At 59.6% G+C, this 19,163-nt stretch carries 19 protein-coding genes and 1 pseudogene; 13 read left to right on the top strand and 7 right to left on the bottom strand.

Annotated elements, in window-relative coordinates; genetic code table 11:
- Nucleotides 1-69: 69 nt before the first annotated feature.
- Complete coding sequence (locus EOW68_RS14965; protein ID WP_431358962.1) at nucleotides 70-1,176, bottom strand: DUF7282 domain-containing protein; 1,107 nt, start codon at nucleotides 1,174-1,176, stop codon at nucleotides 70-72.
- A 313-nt stretch (nucleotides 1,177-1,489) separates the two neighbouring features.
- Between EOW68_RS14965 and EOW68_RS14970 the strand changes: the two genes are divergently transcribed.
- Entirely contained in the window at nucleotides 1,490-2,488 is a 999-nt protein-coding gene (locus tag EOW68_RS14970) for a metallophosphoesterase family protein (protein WP_128225970.1), read from the top strand.
- A gap of 4 nt (nucleotides 2,489-2,492) precedes the next feature.
- On the opposite strand, the gene EOW68_RS14975 is transcribed toward EOW68_RS14970, so the two are convergent.
- Together EOW68_RS14975 and EOW68_RS14980 are read right to left on the bottom strand one after the other, a co-directional pair.
- Nucleotides 2,493-2,843 (bottom strand): hypothetical protein, encoded by a 351-nt coding sequence (locus EOW68_RS14975; protein ID WP_128225971.1) that lies wholly within the window; start codon nucleotides 2,841-2,843, stop codon nucleotides 2,493-2,495.
- A complete protein-coding gene (locus EOW68_RS14980) occupies nucleotides 2,843-3,298 on the bottom strand; it encodes an arsenate-mycothiol transferase ArsC (RefSeq protein ID WP_128225972.1) in 456 nt (151 codons plus the stop codon). The genes EOW68_RS14975 and EOW68_RS14980 overlap by 1 nt, the downstream gene beginning before the upstream one ends.
- Nucleotides 3,299-3,481: 183 nt before the next feature.
- On the opposite strand from EOW68_RS14980, the gene EOW68_RS14985 reads away from it, so the two are divergent.
- From EOW68_RS14985 to EOW68_RS15010, 6 genes are read left to right on the top strand one after another with little or no spacing between them, the layout of a single operon-like run.
- The gene (locus tag EOW68_RS14985) at nucleotides 3,482-4,513 is read left to right on the top strand and encodes a PstS family phosphate ABC transporter substrate-binding protein (RefSeq protein ID WP_128225973.1); all 1,032 of its coding nucleotides are present in this window, start codon (nucleotides 3,482-3,484) and stop codon (nucleotides 4,511-4,513) included.
- A gap of 19 nt (nucleotides 4,514-4,532) precedes the next feature.
- Nucleotides 4,533-5,495: a phosphate ABC transporter permease subunit PstC gene (pstC, locus tag EOW68_RS14990; RefSeq protein ID WP_128225974.1), complete on the top strand. Its 963-nt coding sequence runs from the start codon at nucleotides 4,533-4,535 to the stop codon at nucleotides 5,493-5,495.
- Nucleotides 5,496-5,528: 33 nt separating this feature from the next.
- Nucleotides 5,529-7,247 carry a phosphate ABC transporter permease PstA gene (pstA, locus tag EOW68_RS14995; RefSeq protein ID WP_431358963.1) on the top strand — a complete coding sequence of 573 codons (1,719 nt, stop codon included), beginning with the start codon at nucleotides 5,529-5,531 and terminating at the stop codon, nucleotides 7,245-7,247.
- A 5-nt stretch (nucleotides 7,248-7,252) separates the two neighbouring features.
- The gene (gene pstB / locus EOW68_RS15000; protein ID WP_128225975.1) at nucleotides 7,253-8,119 is read left to right on the top strand and encodes a phosphate ABC transporter ATP-binding protein PstB; all 867 of its coding nucleotides are present in this window, start codon (nucleotides 7,253-7,255) and stop codon (nucleotides 8,117-8,119) included.
- Nucleotides 8,119-8,781, top strand: a complete 663-nt coding sequence (phoU, locus tag EOW68_RS15005) for a phosphate signaling complex protein PhoU (RefSeq protein WP_128225976.1) — start codon at nucleotides 8,119-8,121, stop codon at nucleotides 8,779-8,781. Before pstB ends, phoU begins: the two co-directional genes overlap by 1 nt.
- A complete protein-coding gene (locus tag EOW68_RS15010) occupies nucleotides 8,781-9,788 on the top strand; it encodes a PhoU domain-containing protein (RefSeq protein WP_128225977.1) in 1,008 nt (335 codons plus the stop codon). Before phoU ends, EOW68_RS15010 begins: the two co-directional genes overlap by 1 nt.
- Here the strand turns inward: EOW68_RS15010 and EOW68_RS15015 are convergent, their stop codons facing one another.
- Together EOW68_RS15015 and EOW68_RS15020 are read right to left on the bottom strand one after the other, a co-directional pair.
- A complete protein-coding gene (locus EOW68_RS15015; RefSeq protein ID WP_128225978.1) occupies nucleotides 9,789-12,122 on the bottom strand; it encodes an alpha-amylase family glycosyl hydrolase in 2,334 nt (777 codons plus the stop codon).
- A gap of 199 nt (nucleotides 12,123-12,321) precedes the next feature.
- On the bottom strand, nucleotides 12,322-12,741 hold the full coding sequence (locus EOW68_RS15020; protein WP_128225979.1) for an SRPBCC family protein: 420 nt from the start codon (nucleotides 12,739-12,741) through the stop codon (nucleotides 12,322-12,324).
- Nucleotides 12,742-13,121: 380 nt separating this feature from the next.
- Between EOW68_RS15020 and EOW68_RS15025 the strand changes: the two genes are divergently transcribed.
- The 6 genes from EOW68_RS15025 to EOW68_RS15050 all read left to right on the top strand — a co-directional run bounded on the left by EOW68_RS15025 (nucleotide 13,122) and on the right by EOW68_RS15050 (nucleotide 18,030).
- Nucleotides 13,122-13,595, top strand: a complete 474-nt coding sequence (locus EOW68_RS15025) for a type IV pilin domain-containing protein (RefSeq protein WP_128225980.1) — start codon at nucleotides 13,122-13,124, stop codon at nucleotides 13,593-13,595.
- An 8-nt stretch (nucleotides 13,596-13,603) separates the two neighbouring features.
- Entirely contained in the window at nucleotides 13,604-14,065 is a 462-nt protein-coding gene (locus EOW68_RS15030) for a type IV pilin domain-containing protein (RefSeq protein WP_128225981.1), read from the top strand.
- A 14-nt stretch (nucleotides 14,066-14,079) separates the two neighbouring features.
- Nucleotides 14,080-14,559 carry a type IV pilin domain-containing protein gene (locus tag EOW68_RS18880; RefSeq protein WP_431358964.1) on the top strand — a complete coding sequence of 160 codons (480 nt, stop codon included), beginning with the start codon at nucleotides 14,080-14,082 and terminating at the stop codon, nucleotides 14,557-14,559.
- 181 nt (nucleotides 14,560-14,740) lie between these two features.
- Nucleotides 14,741-15,289 (top strand): KH domain-containing protein, encoded by a 549-nt coding sequence (locus EOW68_RS15040; protein ID WP_128225982.1) that lies wholly within the window; start codon nucleotides 14,741-14,743, stop codon nucleotides 15,287-15,289.
- Nucleotides 15,290-15,778: 489 nt separating this feature from the next.
- On the top strand, nucleotides 15,779-16,177 hold the full coding sequence (locus EOW68_RS15045; protein WP_128225983.1) for an Hsp20/alpha crystallin family protein: 399 nt from the start codon (nucleotides 15,779-15,781) through the stop codon (nucleotides 16,175-16,177).
- A gap of 80 nt (nucleotides 16,178-16,257) precedes the next feature.
- Nucleotides 16,258-18,030: a sensor histidine kinase gene (locus tag EOW68_RS15050; protein WP_431358965.1), complete on the top strand. Its 1,773-nt coding sequence runs from the start codon at nucleotides 16,258-16,260 to the stop codon at nucleotides 18,028-18,030.
- On the opposite strand, the gene EOW68_RS15055 is transcribed toward EOW68_RS15050, so the two are convergent.
- Together EOW68_RS15055 and EOW68_RS15060 are read right to left on the bottom strand one after the other, a co-directional pair.
- Nucleotides 17,926-18,990 (bottom strand): A24 family peptidase, encoded by a 1,065-nt coding sequence (locus EOW68_RS15055; protein ID WP_128225984.1) that lies wholly within the window; start codon nucleotides 18,988-18,990, stop codon nucleotides 17,926-17,928. The genes EOW68_RS15050 and EOW68_RS15055 overlap by 105 nt on opposite strands.
- A gap of 49 nt (nucleotides 18,991-19,039) precedes the next feature.
- A pseudogene (locus tag EOW68_RS15060) lies at nucleotides 19,040-19,163 on the bottom strand (IS1595-like element ISHti5 family transposase); the annotation flags it as partial.

The raw sequence follows: 19,163 nt of genomic DNA on the forward strand, positions 1-19,163 counted from the left end.
ACTTCCAGCGACGGATCTGCGGTCGCTGATGAGTTATCAATATTTCTGTCGACCGGTATACGTTCCCGACTACTTTTCGGCTTTCTCGTCCAGGTCGTCGTCGGCAGGCGCCGGGGGTTCACTGTCGAGATTCAGCCGTCTGTAGGCGTACGTTGCCAGTCCGCCGAGTCCCGCGACACCCGCAATCGGACCGAATCCGGGACCGCCGTCGTCGGCTGACTCGTCATCACTTTCGTTGTCGTCCGTGGTTTCGTTGTCCATGGTCCCATCGTCCATGGTACCGTCATCAGTCTCGTTGTCCGCAGTTCCGTCGTCCGTAGTTTCGTTCCCACTATCGTCCATCTCGCCGTCGTCCATTCCGTCGTCTGCGACCGTTACCGAGGCACTGTTGGTGACAGCGCCCTCTTCTGTGGTGTATGGTCCGTCCTCTTGACCCTCGGTCTCGACGAAATCGTAGGTCTCGTTGTCGTTCGAATCCCGGTGGGGCATCGCGATGAGGGTGTCGTCTTCTGTGAGTTCCTCGTCGAGTTGGATCTCGATATCCTCGTTCGTGCCAGCTTCGAGATAGTCGGAGACACCGACGACACTCGGGATCGTCTCCCCATCCAACAAACTGCTGTCGTGGATCGTGACGAAGCCGCCGTCGGCCATCCGGACGAAATCGACCGTGACCGACTGGCCTGCGGTTTCCTGATCGCTCATCAGGACTGCCGCGTCGCCCTCGACCTGGACTGCAGCGTCGTCGGTTACCGGCCCGCCATCTGCCGTGTACGGCCCGTCTTCCTCCCCTTCAGCGTCGACAAAATCGTAGGTCTGGTTGTCGTTCGTGTCGCGGTGGGGCATCGCGATGAGCGTATCGTCCTCGACCAGCGGATCGTCGAGTTCGACCTCGATCCCTTCGTGATCGCCGCTTTCGAGGTACTCACTCGTGCCGCGAACACTCCCGATAGCGTCGCCATCAGCGAGACTGCTGTCGTGGATCGTAATAAAACCGCCCTCGGGAAGGCTCGTCGAGTCGACGACGACAGTGGTTCCGTCTGTCGACTGGTCGCTGAACTCGACTGTCGCCGTTCCCTCCTGTGCTGCTGCCGTGGTCATCCCGAGACTGGTTGCGACGACTCCCGCGCTGATTCCTGCGAGTACTCTGCGCCGACGGGGACTTTCTGGCTCTTGCATTACATTCCAGTATATAGTGTCACTGAGATATAAAAGGGTGTCACATGAACGTCATTTATGTGACCGATCGGGATAGTCATCAAATTCTATGTTTGTGGCTCATTGGCACGATACAGCTACTGCGCCTTCGTGATACGTTCTCCGTACAGCTACAGGGCTGGTGAAAATAATAGCGCCTGGCGCACTGTTTCGACCGTCGATCACCACATATGATAGGGTCCACAGGACTCCATAGCTGCACATAACTGGCCGTACCGGAACTGTTGAGAATTATATAAGTATTTGCGTAGTCGCCGTCTTCCCGGACGTACAGATGGCAACCGAGAACCGCACCGAGTCCGGTGCTGGCTCCGCTGGTGTGTTTCCGTCCGACGGTGTGACACTCGCCCGCTTCGACCGCCCGACTGGAACAGGGACCACCCTCATGGTCGTGTCAGATCCACATCTGTCCGCGACCGCCCACGGAACACTCAAGATGTACCACCGGGCAAAACAGCGGTTCCAGATGGCAGTTGCCGATGCCCATCGACTCGACGTCGACGCCTTCGTCGTTGCCGGGGATCTCACGAAAGCCGGCACGGACAGGGAACGTGCGCTGGCGCGGGATCTGCTGGGGATCGCCCCCCGGCCGACAGTCACGGTGCCGGGGAACCACGACGTCACCCCGGCCGGCGAGACTGGCTTCGACTCCGGCGAGGAGTTTGCCACGTGGCAGGGAGCCAGTAGCTACCCGCAGTCACACCCGCTAGACTCGCTTGTGGTTCGCGCGTTCGACACCACTGCTCCCGCTGCACGGAGCGGTCGTGTCGGTTCCGAGACCCTCCAGACACTCGACGGAGAGCGGATCGCAGCCCCACAGATCGCGGTGATGCACCATCCCCTGGCTGCTGTTCCACGGCCCTTCCGGTCGGAACTCGCGGCTGTCGACTACCGTGTCGAGAACCCGGCTTCGACTGCCGACGTGCTCGCCGATTCGGGGATCGAGCTGGTTCTCACGGGTCATCTCCACTGGCCCTATGCAACCGAGTACCGTGGGCTGAATGTCGTCGGTGCGCCGGGGTGTGCCTCGTTCCCGCCCGCGTATCTGCTGGTCCACGTCAGCCCGGCGGGGACGACTGTCTCGCTCGTTCCACTTGCCGGGGCGAATGGAGTTGCAGAGGCCTACGAGTACGCACTCGACGACGACCTGCGTGGGTCCTTGATCCAGCAGGTAGTCAGAGACGGCTATTTTGGGGAGTTTCCGCTCGTCGATCAGCAGACGATGGCCCCTGCCGACACACCGGCCCTTCACTCGACCGGGACGCCACAGTAACGGACTAGTTTTCGGGCTGGCCCTGCCACCGATGGATCACAGAGCCAGCGACGATATCGACGAAGCCGAAGACGACGGCGGCACCGCCCAACTGCTGGGCCCCCAGGCCGAGCCCAGCGGCCGTCGTCGCTTCGATGAGCCCGATTACACCGAGTGCACCGATGCCGACAAACAGCTGGACGAGCCAGCTCTCACGGTCGTAACTCGCGATCGCTCCGGCGACAGCGAGGACGACGAGTACTCCGGCGGCGAGCGAAAAGGAGAGTCCAGTACCGAGTACTGCGAGTGTGACGCCACCGACGACGACCCCCACACCGGCACTCCGGAGTCGGAGCATCGCTGGTGTGTCGACCATCATTCAGGCCGACTGTTGCTGGCTACTCTCGTCGTGTTGCTGACTGATCTCGTCGGTTGCTGACTGATCTCGTCGAACAGTTCGCACACGCGCTCGCGAATCTGGTCGCGGATCTCCCGGACACGCTCCGGTGACTCGCCGTCGGGGTCGGGCAGCGCCCAGTCCCGGACGTCTGTGTCTGCGTCGAGCGAAAGTGTCGAACAGCCCATCGTGAGCACGATATCACAGGCTTCGAGCTCCTCGGTCGACACCGCCTGTGGTGTCCGATCGGAGAGGTCGATGCCGAGTTGCTGCATGGTCTCGACGACTTCGGGGTGAACCTCGTCGGCTGGATCGGTCCCACCGCTGACGATCTCGACACCGTCGAGGCTGCGTTCGCTTCGTTCCTGTTCGGCAAACGCCGTCGACATCTGTGAGCGTCCGGCGTTCTGCACACAGACAAAGGCAATTCGCATACGCTCATTACAGCTGTTCTGGGCTTCATTGTTTCTATGTGCTGACTGTAACAGAATAGAATAATACCTTCATGATTGATTTATATATCCGAACGTAGTACTACATATTTCGATATATACCTTGTATCCGGAATATATATCAATTAGCACAGTATTTATACATCTCTTCGTTTGTTGCATGTGATGGCAGACCAAAACTCCGAGGTGGTTTCAGGTGCAACGCGGCGCAAATTTTTGACTGTGGCTGGCAGCACTGGTGCACTTGCACTGGCTGGCTGTACCGAAAGTAGCAGTGACGACGATGACAGTGGTTCCGACGATGGCAGTAGTTCCGATGGCGGCAGTACGAACGGTGGCGATTCCCTGTCTGGAGTTGTCGAAATCACAGGAAGCAGTACGGTGTTCCCGGTTTCGGATACGATGGCCGAGAACTTCATGGACGAGCATCCCGACGTGAACGTGACCGTGGATTCGACCGGGAGCGGTGGTGGGTTCGACAACCACTTCTGTCCCGGACAATCCGATCTCAACGGTGCCTCTCGCCCGATTTCTGACCAGGAGACCGAACAGTGTACCTCCAACGACGTCCAACCGGTCGAGTTCGAGATCGCGCAGGACGCGTTGACGATGGCGGTCAACAACGATAACGACTGGGTCGACTGTATGACCTTCGACGAGATGTCCCAGATCTGGCGCGAAGACGGTGTCGAGAACTGGTCCGATATCCGCGACGAGTTCCCCGACGAACCGTTCGAACTCTACGGGCCGGCCGACACCTCCGGGACATACGACTGGTTCAATGCGAACGTCATCGGCGAGGAGTACGGTCACACGACCAACCACGAGCCAACCGAAGAAGACGACCTCATCGTCCAGGGTATCCGGGACAACGTCGCCGGGATGGGATATTTCGGATACGCCTACTACAGCTCTAACGAGGAAGAAGTGAAAGCCCTCGACGTACGAGCCTCCGAAGACGATCCGTGTGGCTCTCCTGGACTCGATACGGCCAAAGAAGGAACCTACCCGATGGCACGCCCGCTTTTCATCTACGCGAACGAGGAGCAACTCCAGCGTGATGAGTTCTACGAGTTCATGCGGTTCTATCTCGAGGAAGCAGAGAAAGATCTCGTCTCGGAAATCGGATACGTTCCGTCGAACGCCGATATGGTTGAGGAGAACCTCCAGAAACTCGATGAAGCGGCAGGCAGATAACTCGACGGAGTAATCTCTAATGAGTAACGAGTCGACCGATCTGCAACTTGCGGGTGGGGAACAGAGTCGCAAGGCCCGGGAGCGGCTGTATCGGTACATCTTTTTGAGCTGTGCAGCGTTGACTGTCTTCATCACGACCGGAATTTTCGTCACGCTCACAGTGGATGCAGTCAAGTTCTTCAGTACAGTTCCGCCGGTCGATTTCCTGACCGGCACCACCTGGCGGGTCAGCAGAGGGGAGTTCGGTGTGTTGCCTCTCGTCTTCGGGACGCTCGCGGTGACTGTGATCTCTGCACTCGTCGCGATTCCAACTGGTGTCCTCGCTGCAGCCTATCTTAGCGAGTACGCGAGTGCTCGTACACGCGCGATCCTCAAACCTGGTCTCGAGATTCTCGCCGGCATCCCGACTGTCGTCTACGGCTATCTCGCACTGGTCTATTTCACGCCATTTCTTCGCACGCTGGGGATCAACGCCGGGACGTTCAATATCTTGAGTGCGTCGATTCTCGTCGGTATACTGATTATCCCGATGGTGTCGTCGCTCTCGGAGGACGCCATGAGTTCGGTGCCCGACTCACTTCGTGAGGCGAGTTACGGGCTGGGCGCGACGAAATTCGACGTGACGATCGGAGTCGTCATCCCGGCGGCAGCATCGGGGATCTTCGCGTCGTTTATCCTCGCGCTGTCGCGAGCAATCGGCGAGACCATGGTCGTCGCCATGGCGATGGGCCTCCGGCCACGGATGCCTTCGACGGCCACGGGTCCGTTCGGAATCCCGTACATCCAGCCGATGGAGACGGTGACAACCTCGGGACAGACGATGACTTCTGCGATGATTCAGGCTGTAGAGGCCGACGCTGCCGTCTCTCCGGTCGTCGGCCAGAGTCTGTTCGCGCTCGGACTGACGCTGTTCGTGATGACCTTCGCTATGAACTTCCTTAGCAACCGTATCGCAAACCGCTACCGGGAGGAGTATCAATGATCTGGACAGACCGTACCGAACGGAGGGTGAGAAATGGCGAGTGAACCGACAGACGGCGGTACTGCTTCTGACCGTCCCACGCTGACCATGTCGATCAGCCAGCTTCGTGGTCGGATCTTCGAACTTATCTCTGCCGGCGCGACCATCTTCGGTATCACAGTCGTGATGGGGATGCTGGTCTACGTCGCCAGAGATGCGCTCCGGCTGGGTGCGGCGGATCCGGGCTGGTATCTGGTTTTCTTCTGGACGCTTGTAGTGCCGTCACTCGGCATGGCCGGGTACTTTGCGGTCCGTGACCGTGCCGCAGGCAGCGTTGCCTACGCAGCGACGGGGATTCCCGTCATCGGCATCCTCGTGGCGGGTGGACTCGTCATCGTATTCACGGAGCTGATCGATCCCCAGGAGTGGCTGGCACTCGTTTTCGCGCTCGTGGTTGCAGGCGCAATCATCAGCGCCCACCAGCGCTACCGCCCGCAAGCGACTTTCGAGCGACTCCTCGTTCTGTTCCTGACGCCGATTCTGACACTCTACGGCATTCCGGCTCTCTCGGTGGATCGAGCGATTACGACGCCGCTTACGGGTACGGAACTGTTCACACTCTCTTTTTCGACGCCCGCACTGTTGCCGAGTGTCCGTGAACTCCTCTTTGTACTGCCGATTCTGCCGGCTGGCTGGATACTGCTGCTCGGGACAGTCACGGCGCCGCTAGCCTACGGCTTTGGACGGCTGATCGCCGCCCGCCGCGATGACGAGCGCGGACGGCTCGAACTCGTTGCTGTCGCCGTCACTGTTGTCGCGATCGCGGCGAATATCGGCCCGCTCGTCGGCCTCTCCGCGGAAGGTACGATCCTTGTCACGACGGCGCTTCTCGTTCCGACTCTGACCTATCTTGAGGGCGTGGTCCGTCGACGCGAGGGATTCGCGGGACTTGCGTTCCCGGTCGTTCTCGTCGGCGGGACATTCGTGGGAGCGGTTCTGGCGACCAGCCTCGGATTCGCGAGCCCCGACCCCTGGCTCGACTGGTCGTTCCTGACGAGTGCTCCCTCACGCACTCCCGAAGACGCCGGTATGTACCCACCGCTGGTTGGCTCTATTCTGATCGTCATCGTCATCGCAATGAGTGCGTTTCCGGTCGGTGTCGGTGCAGCCATCTATCTCGAAGAGTACGCACCGGACTCGGGCCGACTCGGCCGCTTCGTTGACTTCCTTGAGGTCAACATCGGGAATCTCGCAGGTGTCCCCTCTATCGTCTACGGACTACTCGGGCTCGCACTCTTCGTCAACGGGGTCGGACTGCGCGACGGGATCGTCATCGTCGCCGGTCTCACGATCGGACTGTTGATTCTCCCGATCGTCATCATCTCATCACAGGAGGCGATCAAGGCGGTCCCGGATTCACGTCGAGAGGCATCCTACGGGATGGGCGCGACCCGCTGGCAGACGATCCGGCACGTCGTCTTGCCGGAGGCATTCCCCGGGATTCTGACTGGCACGATTCTCGCGATGGGCCGTGCGATCGGTGAGACGGCACCGCTTCTCATGATCGGTGTCGCCGACAGCGTTCGCTCGGTACCCGACGGCTTTTTCGATATCGCTGCCGCGATGCCAGCACAGATCTTCTCGTGGAAGAGCGAACTGGCACCGGAGTTCCGAACTGGTGTCATGGCCGCCGGGGTGATCACGCTCCTCGTGGTCTTGCTCGTCATGAACGGCACCGCAATCGTGCTCCGAAATAAATATCAACGAGAGTAGTACCAATGTCACAGCCAACAACAGACTCCGCGACCGAAGAAACGGCCGAATCGGACGACAGACTCATCGAAACAGAGGTCTCAGTTTCCGAAACGGTGACACAGCCCGCTGGCGCATCGACGATCATCGACGTTGGGGATTTGAGTGTGTACTACCACGACGACCAGGCGTTACGGTCAGTCTCGATGGAGATTCCGGAACGCCAGGTTACCGCACTCATCGGCCCCTCGGGGTGTGGCAAATCGACGTTCCTGCGCTGTCTCAACCGGATGAACGATCTCATTGATGCCGCCCGTGTCGATGGCACGGTCGAACTACTGGGTCAGAACGTCTACGACGACGACGTCGATCCTGTTGCCCTCCGCCGGCGGATCGGAATGGTCTTTCAGGAGCCGAACCCGTTCCCGAAGAGCATCTACGACAACGTCGCCTACGGGCTTCGCGTCCAGGGGAAAGCCGACGATATCGATCTGGACGCGGAAGTCGAACGGGCACTCCGCAGCGCAGCGCTGTGGGACGAAGTCAAAGACCAGCTCGACAAGTCGGGGCTGGAACTCTCCGGCGGTCAGCAGCAACGACTCTGTATCGCGCGTGCGATCGCGCCCGACCCCGAAGTTATCCTGATGGACGAGCCGGCCTCGGCGCTCGACCCGGTCGCGACCTCGAAAATCGAGGATCTGATCGACGACCTCGCCGAGGAGTACACCGTCATCATCGTCACCCACAACATGCAACAGGCCGCCCGGATCTCCGACAAGACGGCGGTCTTCCTGACGGGTGGTGAACTCGTCGAGTTCGACGACACACAGACGATCTTCGAGAACCCCGCCGATCCGCGCGTCGAGGATTACATCACCGGCAAATTCGGATAATGCCCCGTACCAGTTACCAGGACGAGCTCGCGACACTGCGCGGTGAGGTGGGCGCGATGGCGGATCTAACTCTCGACCGGTACTGGGAGGCAGTCGAAGTGTTGGAGTCGGGCGACCCACAGCAGGCCCAGCGGATCATCGACGGTGATACGGAGTTGAACGACTGGTATCTCGACATCGAACGGGAGTGTATCGATCTGATCGCGCTCCAGCAGCCACTCGCGAGCGATCTCAGATTCGTCGCCTCGTCGTTCAAGATCGTCACCGATCTGGAGCGGATCGGTGATCTGGCCTGTAATCTGGCGGAGTACGGGCGAGAACTGGGCGGAACGACCGACGTCGATGTCGAACCGATCGCTCGGCTGGCAGGTGAGATGGTCGAGGCGGCGATGGCGGCGTACACGACGGCGGACGCCGACACTGCGCGGTCGGTTGTTGTACGGGACGAACAGCTAGACGGACAGTGCAAGCGTGCAAGTGAGACGATCGTCCGACAACTCGTGACCGACGGTGTGGGGGCCGAACCGATCGACCAGCGCCTCCAGCGCGTCTCTCGACTGCTCGTGACGATTCGGGATATCGAACGCGTCGGTGATCACGCGGTCAACATCGCCGCGCGCACGCAGTACATGATCGAAAACGACGACGACCTCATCTACTGATGACAACCAGACACGACCCGATCGAACGGAAAGTGCAGTTGACAGGCGGTTCGACCTACACCGTCTCACTGCCAAAGCAGTGGGCGAACGACCAGCAGATCGAGCCCGGCTCACCGGTCACACTCTACGTCCGAGACGACAAACTGGTCGTCACTCGCGGCGAGTCGGCGAGCACGACCAGCCGCAGTACATCGATCGACGCCGCGGATCGTGATCCAGCGACACTCGCGCTCGACGTCGGTGCCGCCTACGTCGCCGGCTGTGACGAGATTAGCTTCGACGGATTCGAGAGCACGACCGAACGACGTGCAGTGACGCGGGCAGTCCGGCGGTTCGTCGGACTGGAAGTGATGACCGAAGACGAGCGGAGCCTGACGGCGCGGACGATGCTCGACGCTGCCGATCTCTCGCCGGAGCAGACGCTCGCACAGCTCGAACGAACGACGATGGAGATGCACGCGGATGCGATCACCGCAGTGATCGAAACGGACGGGGATCTCGGTGACCGGATCGCTCGCCAGGACGAAACTGTCGACCGACTCTTCTCGCTGATCTCGCGTGGCTTCCAGCGCTCGCTGGTCGATCCGGGCGTCGGGATGTCTCGAAACGGGCTGCGATCGTTCGAGTACTACATGGCAGCCAGACAGCTCGAACGAGTCGCCGACCACGCCGAGAAAATTGCAGAGATTGCCGGGCGACTCGAATCCCCGCCGCCGGAGCCGATCGCTGACTCGCTCGAATCCTACGGTCGAGACGCCCGCGAAATCGTCGAAGACAGCCTGTCCGGGATGTTCGAGGACTCTCCAGAGCCCGCATCGGTCATCGCCGATGCAGACGAGTTGCTCGCCGAGTTCGAAGCGTTCGACGAGGAACTGTATCACACTGACCACGAGGATAGCTATCTCCTCGGTGTCGTACTCGACAGTATCGTCAGGACGACACAGTACGGTGTGAACATCGCCGAGTCGGCGCTCCAGGCCCACTACCGAACGGAACACAGCGATTAGTCAGGAGAAGAGCCCGGACGTTTCGAGGACGAGGACGCCCTCGACTTCGACCAGTGTCCCCCACTCGTTTTCGGCCTGTGTCCTCACACTGTTGCCGGTCACCAGATCGGTGTCGCCGACCGATGGCGGGACGGCTACTTCGACAGGATGGTTCCTGAAATTGAGGAAGACGACTACCTGCTCCGGCCCCTTCACGCCGTCGAGATGGCCCGCGTCCCGACCGAACACGAGCAGGCCGTCTGTCCCGGTGGTTCGCACCTCGTGCAGTTTTGCGTCGGGTTTGAGCACGTCCAGGTCGTGATAGAGTGTGATGAGATTCCTGTACAATGCCAGGTGGGATTCGGAGTATGCTTCCCAGTTCATAAAGGCACGCTGGCGACCACCTGGGCGGACATCGGCGCCGCTATCGACGGTGTCACCGTTGCCTCTCGGATCTCCGCGTCCCAGGTGGCGTCCCTCGCCGAAGCGGCTGATCTGGCGTTCCTGGCCGTAGTAGATCCCCGGGACGCCGGGCAAGAGGAGGCCGGCCGCCCAGCAGAGTCGCTGTCTGCGCGCTCCCCGGTCCCACTGTTCGTCTGTCACCTCGTCGTGGTTCGGCTCGGAGAGGTCAACGACAGCCTGGTTGAGGAGTCGGTGTTCGTCGTGGTTTTCGGTCATGTTGAGCACGAGCGAGTGTGGGGGTATCCCGTCGTTCGCGCGTGCTTTGATGACGTCGACGAGTGCGTCCGGGCTCGCCTCTCCAGTCGCGACGCGCTGGCTGTGATCGGTGAATCCCTTCGTGTCGAAATGCATATCGAAGGCGTTCTCGGCCATCCGCGGATCGTTCGGGATGGTTTCGTCGAGCATGAGAAATTCGCTGTCGTTGGCTCTGACGAGGTCGCGCAGCTCCGACCAGAAGCTGATCGGGACACCCCAGGCGATATCACACCGGAATCCATCCACGCCGACGACGCCGGACCAGAAATCCGCCACGGCGAGCATGTGCTCACGGACTGCGACGTTGTTGTAGTTGAAATTCGGCAGTGACCGGCCACCGAAGAATCCGGTCGCGTACGGTCTCGCTTCGATTGCGAGTCCCTTTTTTGCTCTGACCAGATCGATCCGGTCGTACCAGTCGAAATACTTCGAGTCGCGGTTCCAGGCTGTCACCCCCGGATAGCGGAGAAACGGGGTCGGAGTATCGCGCCCCTCCGACGCAATCGTATCCTGAAAGAAGGGATGACTCCGCCCGGAGTGGCTGATGACGAGATCGAAGACGACCTTGATCTCCCGGTCGTGACACGCCTCGACAAAGGCCTGGTAGGCCTCGACCGGGTCGTCACCTTCGGGGACGAGATCCGGTGCGATGCCGAAATAGCCCAGTGTTCCGTAGCCGTGGGGACCGCCGCCGGAGAGTGTTCCCGCTTCGCGGTAGCTGTCGGGGACGAGTGACTGGTCGAACTGGCGAGCGGTCGCCTCGTCGGGGACGACTGGCGTCAGCCAGACCATGTCGATGCCGAGATCGTCGAGATAGTCGACACCTGCGATTAGATCGTCCATCGTGGTTTCGCCGCGCTCGCCGGCCCACGACCGCGGGAAGAGCTGGTAGAGGACACCGTCTTTTGCCCACTCCGGCGGTCGGTTCGGCAAGGAGATGCTGCCGTCGGGGTGGAGTTCGACAGTGTCCATCATGCTCCGGCGCTGTCCGTCCCATGCCGCTGCGTGGACGCGTGCAGACTCACCGTCGAGTGCCGCGACTGGAATCTCTGCATCGAGTCCGTCAGTGTCGATTGCAACCGTCGACAGTGCGTCGCGGTCGTCGGCGAGATAGACCGTTTCGACTGTTGCGTTCGATTCGTTTCGATCGGGGGCAAGTCTCGCGTCGGCTTCGATGTGGAACGTCTCTGTGGCCTCCTCGTAGTGGCCATCGAGTGTGAGTCTCGGTGGTGGGCCCTCGCCGTTCGGGAAGGCGTGGAAGGTCCACTCGTGGGTGCCATCCGGCGCGTCGAGTTCGAAGACGTACCGTCCCGGAGTGTCTGCGACGAAATCCGCGGTATTCCGGGCACCGGAGTCCCACCGGGGGCGTCCGTCGGGGATCGACTGGGCGTACTGGAGTTCGGCCTCGCTGTCGGCGGGGCGGTCGATCAGGGACCACTGGAAGGCATCTGCCTCGTAGTTCTCTGGATCAGCTTCAGGATCTGGTATCCGTGGCGCGAGATTGTCCCGCACGCCGAAGACACCGTACTCACCGACGTGGGCTGGATTCAGAATCGCCTCCCCGACCTCCACGAACCGGGGATGTCCGGGGTGGTGCGTGTCAGCACGGCCCGCTCTCTCGTGTTCAGGTGCCTGCATTTGATACTACTAGATTGCTCCCAGCAGCCAAGAGTCCAGCGGCCCGCGGTTGCGTGTGTGACAGTTTCTGTCAACTTTACTGGTTGTCGCATTCTTCTCGCAGTTTACGATGTAGTTTTCTGTAAACTCCGTCGTGTGATGGGGGCTTCTTGCTGTCGAAAAACCAGTTTGCAGTTCCAGAGCCAACAAAATCCCCGACTCAGCCAACTATCGACTCGATCCGGTCCAGTGCGCGGTGACAGACTGGGGCGTAGCCAGCCGCAGCGAGGGGGATCTCGAAGACGACACGAGTTTTCACACCGCTCGATTCGACCCGGTGGCCCGTCGCGGGGATCTTCGCCACACGCCACCTCCAGTGGCCTGGCTGCTCACCCGCCAGCTCGGTGTACGCTTCGATCTCGAACGGGAGCCAGAGGCCGCCGGGGAGCCGGACTCTCCCCGTCGAACCGGCCTGGATGCGATCGTCGTCGCAGTCGACGGCCCGGACGCTGGGGCCCCACTCGGGCCACCGCCGGGGTTCGACCAGCAGCTCCCAGGCTGCTATCGGCTCGGCGTCGATATCACGGCTGATCTCCAGTCGGTAGCCATCCCGCGTGCGGGCAACGCTCGGTCGGGGCACATTCTGCCTTCGGGCGGACAACACAAAGCGCTGTTGTCCGTAATTACAGTCTCAGAGCGGTCCAGCGTGGGAAATCGGCTAAATCGGGTGGCCGGGATAATTTTTGAGAATCTCGGCTGCCGACTGGATGGGCCGCAATTCCGTTTTCAGGATTGATTTTTACGGCTGATATCGGCGATTATAGATGCTGCTCACAAATCATTCTTTACAGACTCTCAATACCCCGAAAATACGAGACAGTGGGGTGTTTTCTCGCTGTGAAAGTGCCCAGCTATCATTTTCTGAGCCGGAGAAATCGGTTCTGCTCGCTGTTTAATTATCTAATTTTAAAATCAGTCATGGGGATTTATATAACGGTATATCATTGCATCCGATTGGATATGGAGCGACTCAAAACACTAATCCACGACGACGACAGTGCAGTCAGCCCCGTGATCGGGGTTATCCTCATGGTCGCGATTACAGTGATCCTCGCGGCCGTGATCGCATCGTTCGTCCTCGGGCTGGGTGACCAGACCGACGACGTGAGTCCGAACATTCAGTTCGACGCAGACTATAATGTTACCACTGCTGGCGCCAACGACTCCGTTGAGATCAGCATAGGAACTGCCGATAGTGATGCTGATCCGAGCAATATTTACATCAGAGGTGATGTGTCCGCGAATAACACTGATGGTAGTTGGGAGGCGGCTGGTGCAGACATCGCTGCTGGTGAATCGGTGATAATTAATGAGTCAGGCGCATCGGGTGATGTCGAATACGCTGACATCAACCCAGGAAATGAGATTGTCATAGTGTTCGAAACGGACAGTACATCAGACGAACTGGATTCGTTCACGATTCCAGAGCCGTAATATAAACAATGATATTCGAAAAATTCCGTGACGATGACAGTGCAGTCAGCCCCGTGATCGGGGTTATCCTCATGGTCGCGATTACGGTGATCCTCGCGGCCGTGATCGCATCGTTCGTCCTCGGGCTGGGTGACCAGACCGACGACGTGAGCCCGAACATTCAGTTCAACGCGGATTATAATATCAGTGCGAGTGATAATACTACCACAATCAGTATTGGTACCGCCGACAGCGATACTGATGCTGATAACATTTACATCCGAGGGGATGTAGCGCCACTTGATTCTAGTAATAACGAAACGTGGGGAGATAGTGGGAGAGAAATAGCTGCTGGGGAGTCTATAACGTTGTATGAAGGATCTGCCACGGGCACATTCCAGGCAGATAGTCTTCAGAGTGGTGATGAAATCATTCTTGTCTTCGAGACCGATAGCACATCGGATCAACTCGATTCATTCACAATCCCATAAACTCAGTATAATCGATGATACTCGAAAAATTCCGTAACGACGATAGCGCAGTCAGCCCCGTGATCGGGGTTATCCTCATGGTCGCGATTACGGTGATCCTCGCGGCCGTGATCGCATCGTTCGTCCTCGGGCTGGGTGACCAGACCGACGACGTGAGCCCGAACATTCAGTTCGACGCTGACTACAACATCAGTGATTACAGTACCAACGCTAATAATACCGTCATTTCAATTAACACTGCAGACGCAGATGCAGACGCTGATAACATCTACATCCGAGGTAGCTACGATGAAGGAAATATCGATGAAACTTGGGGAAGTGTTTCAGAGATATCTGCTGGTGAATCTGTAAGAGTCGGTGGAGCAAACGCCACAGGTGTTGATATTGACCTCGGAGGAGGTAATGATCTCCGTCCCGGTGACGAAATCGTCATTGTCTTCGAGACTGATAGTACATCAGATCAACTTGAGACATTCACGATTCCCGAACCATAGCGTTCGATAACTAATTTCTTCGTTTTTTATGGCGCTAATCTGGTAGTTACAACTGAAGCTAGGGTGCCGTTCTCTCGAAGGACTCAATCAAATCCGACACCCACCACCAGACCAATACTGAAGATACCTCTACCAGACCCGAAGCATTTTAACTGCCCTGACACCTACCTATGGACATATTATGCAGCACGTGAAGGTTCCCGACGACCGGATCGGCGTTCTGATCGGTCGTGGCGGCGAGACGATGCGAGAGATCGAGGACCGGGCGGAGGTCCGTCTGGATATCGACTCCGAGTCGGGTAAAGTAACGATCGAAAAGGTTGGCGACCCAGTGCTGGGCCTGAAAGGCCCGGATATCGTCAAGGCGATTGGCCGCGGCTTCTCCCCAGAGGTTGCGCTGCGACTCCTCGACGAGGATATGATGATGTTCGATCTCGTCGACATCGACGCCGCCTCGCGTAACCAGAACGATCTCCGCCGCCTGAAGGGGCGGCTGATCGGCGAGGGCGGCCGTACACGCGAACTCATGGAGGAACTCTCCGGCGCGAACGTGGCGATCTACGGCTCTACACTCGGCATCATCGGCGGCCCACGACAGGTCGAGACCGTCCGCGAGGCCGCGGAGATGCTACTCGAAGGTGCTCCCCACGGCACTGTCTACTCCTTCCTCGAAGACAAACGCGACGAACTCAAACACAAGGGAATGGAGTACCACCCGTATCAGGGCTAGCAGTTCAATTTGGATCGGGTGCTGTTTTCGACTGTGGATATAGGTCTTGAGTTGTGAGTACGAACAGCAAGAAAGCCCCCCGGTCGCTTGACCGTCCGGGGCTCGTTGCGCGCCTCCCTCACTGCGTTCGGTCCAGTGCTTACGTCGCCCGGGCCGGATCAAGCGACCGGCCCCTTTCAGTCCCGCCCGACGTGACTTTCCAGGCCGGGCGGGACTGAAAGGGGCGGCTGGCTCCGGGAAGGAGGACGATGCAAGCACCGCAGCGTAGCGAGGAGCGCAGCGAGTCCCCCGACTGGAGCCAGCCGGGGCTTTCTTGCTGTTTGTTGCAGCGTTCTCAATTTCGCCGTCTCGCGGGGCCTTCTTGTTGGTCGTTGCAGAATTCTCAACTCCGTCATCTCGGGAGGACTTTCTTCTTGATCACTCTACCCGCTCAGCCTACGCCACCCTGAACCACCACTTCTTAAACCCAATGCAATCCAACTGACACACATGCCAGAACGAACCGATCCATTCGGTGAGATCGAAAAGGTGTTCGAACAGTTCTCCGAACTCGGTGGCCCACTCGCCGGCGACGTGCCCGTCGATGTCGTCGATACCGGCGATGAGATCGTCGTTCACGCCGACCTTCCGGGCCGCAACCCCGACCACATCTCTGTCCAGCTAACGGAAAACGAGACTCTCGAAATAGAGGCCCAGCGTGATGAGCATACTGCCGAGGGTCGATACGTGACCCGCGAGCGAAGCCAGGAGCAGGCCAGCCGATCGGTCTCGTTGCCTGCCGCCGTCGACGAGGGCGAAACCGAGGCCAGCTACGACCGCGGCGTCCTCACCGTCCGCCTCCAGAAACTCCGGGGCGAGGCCGAGGGCACAGATATCCCAGTGAACTAACAGAAAACCACTGTACGAAGACCGATTGACCGGCAAATTGAAGTCGTCAGAACCGATGGTTCGAATAGAGCACTGTACCGATGATCAACGGGCTACTGCAGTTCGAACCCGTCGCAATCGGCTACTGGGCCCCATTCCTCTTCGCTGCGCTCGTCTGTTTTCTCGCAGTGGGACGGGCCACACAGATCGAAGCGCCTGACGTCCGTCGCGGACTCGTCTGGCTGCTTGCGACGACCGGCCTCTGGGCGCTGTTCAAAGTCGGCTACTTCCTGTTCCCGCAGCCGTTCAAACGCCCAACCTATCTCGTCGGGCTCGTCTTCGGCTTCGCGACAGTCTGGGCCTGGCTGTACTTCTGTTCGGCCTACACTGGCCGGAGCTACCACCGGAATACGACACTCCGACGGCTCGGCGCTGGCATCTTTCTCGGCATCGTCGCCGTCAAACTCACCAACCCGATCCACGGGCTCTACTTCGAGGCAACCTCCGCCTCGACGCCCTTCGAGTATCTCGCAATCCAGCACGGTGTCTTTCACTGGACTGTGACCGGGCTCTCCTACGTACTCGCGACGACTGGCCTGTTTATGCTGTTCGAGCTGTACGCCGAATCGGGCTACGATACACGGCCACTCGCCGCCCTGACTGTCCTGCTGGGCGTACCCGTACTCCTCGACATCTTCGCTGTTGTCACCGGCGCAGTCATCGACGTCATCTACGCACCACTCGGCGTCGCAGCCTTCACCATCGGCGCCCTCTACGTCTACGAACGGCGGTTTCTCGCCATCCAGTCGACCGGTGAGACCGACGACGCGGCGATCTTTCTCGACGCCGAGGACCGGGTCCGGGATTACACCCCGGCAGCAGCCGCATTTTTCCCCGAACTCGACGGTGCCGGCGGACAGCCACTCCACTCGGTCCTCCCCGCCGTCGCCGAGATCACCGACAGCGAGTCACAGATCCTCGAATACGAGTCCGACGGTCAGCAACGGTACCTGCTCACGAGCCGGAGTACAGTCACACTCGGCGACTCTGCCGGGACTGTCCTCCTCCTCTCGGATATCACGAGTGCAGAACAGCGCCGCCGGGAACTGGCTCGCCACAACCAGCAACTCGAAGGCTTCGCAACCGCCCTGGCACACGAACTGCGGAACATGCTGCAGATCATCGACTGGCGACTCGGAATCGCCAAACAGCGGACCGATCCGGGGTCCGTAACGAACGAATCTATCCGGAAAGCCGACGAGGCGAGTAAGCGATTGACTGGCCTCGTCGACGACTTCACCACACTGGCGAAGTACGGACAGACAGTCGAGCGGCTAGAACCCGTCGAATTCGGGCCGGCAGTCGAGGATGCATGGCGCGGTGCCGAGCCCGACGAGATGGAACTGCTCATCGACGGCGAGGGAACCATCGAGGCAGACGCCGGTCGACTGCAGGAACTGCTCCGCAACGTCTTCGTCTTTTCACGACTCAACGGCGCGAGGACGGTCACAGTCGAACTGCTGGACGATGGCTTTGCCGTCGGGGGCGACGGTGAACCACTGGGAGAGAATCCGGCGGGCTATCTGGCCTTCGGCGAGTCGATCCCCTCCGCAGAGGCCGGGATGAAACTCCCGAGTGCGAAGACGTTCGCCCGGGCACACGGCTGGTCGATCGAGATCGATACAGCGTACGATGGTGGTGTTCGAGTCGTTGTCCGTGATGCGAGCATCGAACGCACACAGCACCCGCCAGAAACAGCGTCGTCCAGCTCAGGCCAGCCCCACCGCGCCCAGGATGGAAAAGAGCAGATCTCCGTAGCTAAAGGAGACGAGCAGCCCGACAAACAGCGGGACGAGGAATGGAATCCCCGGTGAGATCCAGACGACATCCGAAGACGTGAGCTGGTCGAGTCCGTCCCGAAGATCCTCTGGCGTCGTTCCGTAGGCCGTCCCCTCGATATCGTCCAGAAACGCCGCCGCACCCCAGGGATCGTCGAACTCCCTTTCCTCGATATCCGTCCCGCCATCCGTTGCGAAGTGGCCGCCGCCCTCACCGACGACGAAGGAGCCATCACCCGGCGGGTTCGGCTCCGCTGGAAGCGAGTCAGGGTCCCGGAACGCTGCTGGGTCCGCCGTCAGTTCGGCGAACGAACAGCCCCGCCACTGGAGATACATCCGGAGCGCGTCGAGATCGAGCCCTCGCCAGGAGAAGTACGACCGCAGTCCCGACAGCGAGAGGTCGTCGAGCAGTCCCCGGTCGGGAAATTCGAGAACGGAGCCGTACTCTTCGATTGCGTCTCCGGACTGGATCGGTTTCGCGATGAACATCCCCGGCGAGACGTAGCCAGTGAGCGCGTTTTTGATCGCGAGTCCGACCGGGTAGCCAAGCCCCGCGAGCACCGTATTCGACAGGATGGTCAGTGCGAACACCCCAATCGTGGTCTGGACGATCGGGAGCGTTGCGAACGTTCCTTCGATACCGATCTCGGCGAGCGTGTACTCCGGATAGGTCGGAAACAGCGCAGCGATGATGAAAAATGCCTTCGCGTCGGCGCCGCCGAACCCGCCCATCAGCCAGAACAGATACGACAGCGGGATGATAAATCCAAGCGAGAGCCCAACACGGATGTAGTACCGCTGGCGCTCGATGCTCGTCGCGTCGCCAGTCACGATGGCGATCGTTTCCCAGACGAGCAAGACGACAGCGAGAGCGGCCAGTGGCAGCCAGGTTTTGTCGGGAACGCGTCGCGTTTCGATATCCCGCCAGGCCACGTAGCCGAAAAACGGGAGGACGAGAAGCCGCAGGAGATCGGGCACCGTTGCAACGTCGAGCACATTCGCCGTTGCGCCTCGGGCTTACGTAACTGTTACTAATAGCCTGCGCTCATCTGTAGAAGTCAGTACTTAGGATTTTCTCGAACCACTGGTCTGTGTTGAGTGTGAGGCTGAGGAAGTTCAGATAGCCCTGTAAGTGGTGTTTTGAGACACCTCGGAACCTTCGCAACCAG

This window comes from Halovenus amylolytica (assembly GCA_004015825.1).
Taxonomy (GTDB): domain Archaea; phylum Halobacteriota; class Halobacteria; order Halobacteriales; family Haloarculaceae; genus Halovenus; species Halovenus amylolytica.

Coding starts and splice junctions, on each gene's coding strand:
- EOW68_RS15015 (WP_128225978.1), bottom strand. CDS start 12,122: ATGCAGGCACCTGAACACGAGAGAGCGGGCCGTGCTGACACGCACCAC.
- EOW68_RS14975 (WP_128225971.1), bottom strand. CDS start 2,843: ATGGTCGACACACCAGCGATGCTCCGACTCCGGAGTGCCGGTGTGGGG.
- EOW68_RS18880 (WP_431358964.1), top strand. CDS start 14,080: ATGATACTCGAAAAATTCCGTAACGACGATAGCGCAGTCAGCCCCGTG.
- phoU (WP_128225976.1), top strand. CDS start 8,119: ATGCCCCGTACCAGTTACCAGGACGAGCTCGCGACACTGCGCGGTGAG.
- EOW68_RS15040 (WP_128225982.1), top strand. CDS start 14,741: ATGCAGCACGTGAAGGTTCCCGACGACCGGATCGGCGTTCTGATCGGT.
- EOW68_RS15050 (WP_431358965.1), top strand. CDS start 16,258: ATGATCAACGGGCTACTGCAGTTCGAACCCGTCGCAATCGGCTACTGG.
- EOW68_RS15010 (WP_128225977.1), top strand. CDS start 8,781: ATGACAACCAGACACGACCCGATCGAACGGAAAGTGCAGTTGACAGGC.
- pstA (WP_431358963.1), top strand. CDS start 5,529: ATGGCGAGTGAACCGACAGACGGCGGTACTGCTTCTGACCGTCCCACG.
- EOW68_RS14980 (WP_128225972.1), bottom strand. CDS start 3,298: ATGCGAATTGCCTTTGTCTGTGTGCAGAACGCCGGACGCTCACAGATG.
- EOW68_RS14965 (WP_431358962.1), bottom strand. CDS start 1,176: ATGCAAGAGCCAGAAAGTCCCCGTCGGCGCAGAGTACTCGCAGGAATC.
- EOW68_RS14970 (WP_128225970.1), top strand. CDS start 1,490: ATGGCAACCGAGAACCGCACCGAGTCCGGTGCTGGCTCCGCTGGTGTG.
- pstC (WP_128225974.1), top strand. CDS start 4,533: ATGAGTAACGAGTCGACCGATCTGCAACTTGCGGGTGGGGAACAGAGT.
- EOW68_RS14985 (WP_128225973.1), top strand. CDS start 3,482: ATGGCAGACCAAAACTCCGAGGTGGTTTCAGGTGCAACGCGGCGCAAA.
- EOW68_RS15030 (WP_128225981.1), top strand. CDS start 13,604: ATGATATTCGAAAAATTCCGTGACGATGACAGTGCAGTCAGCCCCGTG.
- EOW68_RS15045 (WP_128225983.1), top strand. CDS start 15,779: ATGCCAGAACGAACCGATCCATTCGGTGAGATCGAAAAGGTGTTCGAA.
- pstB (WP_128225975.1), top strand. CDS start 7,253: ATGTCACAGCCAACAACAGACTCCGCGACCGAAGAAACGGCCGAATCG.
- EOW68_RS15025 (WP_128225980.1), top strand. CDS start 13,122: ATGGAGCGACTCAAAACACTAATCCACGACGACGACAGTGCAGTCAGC.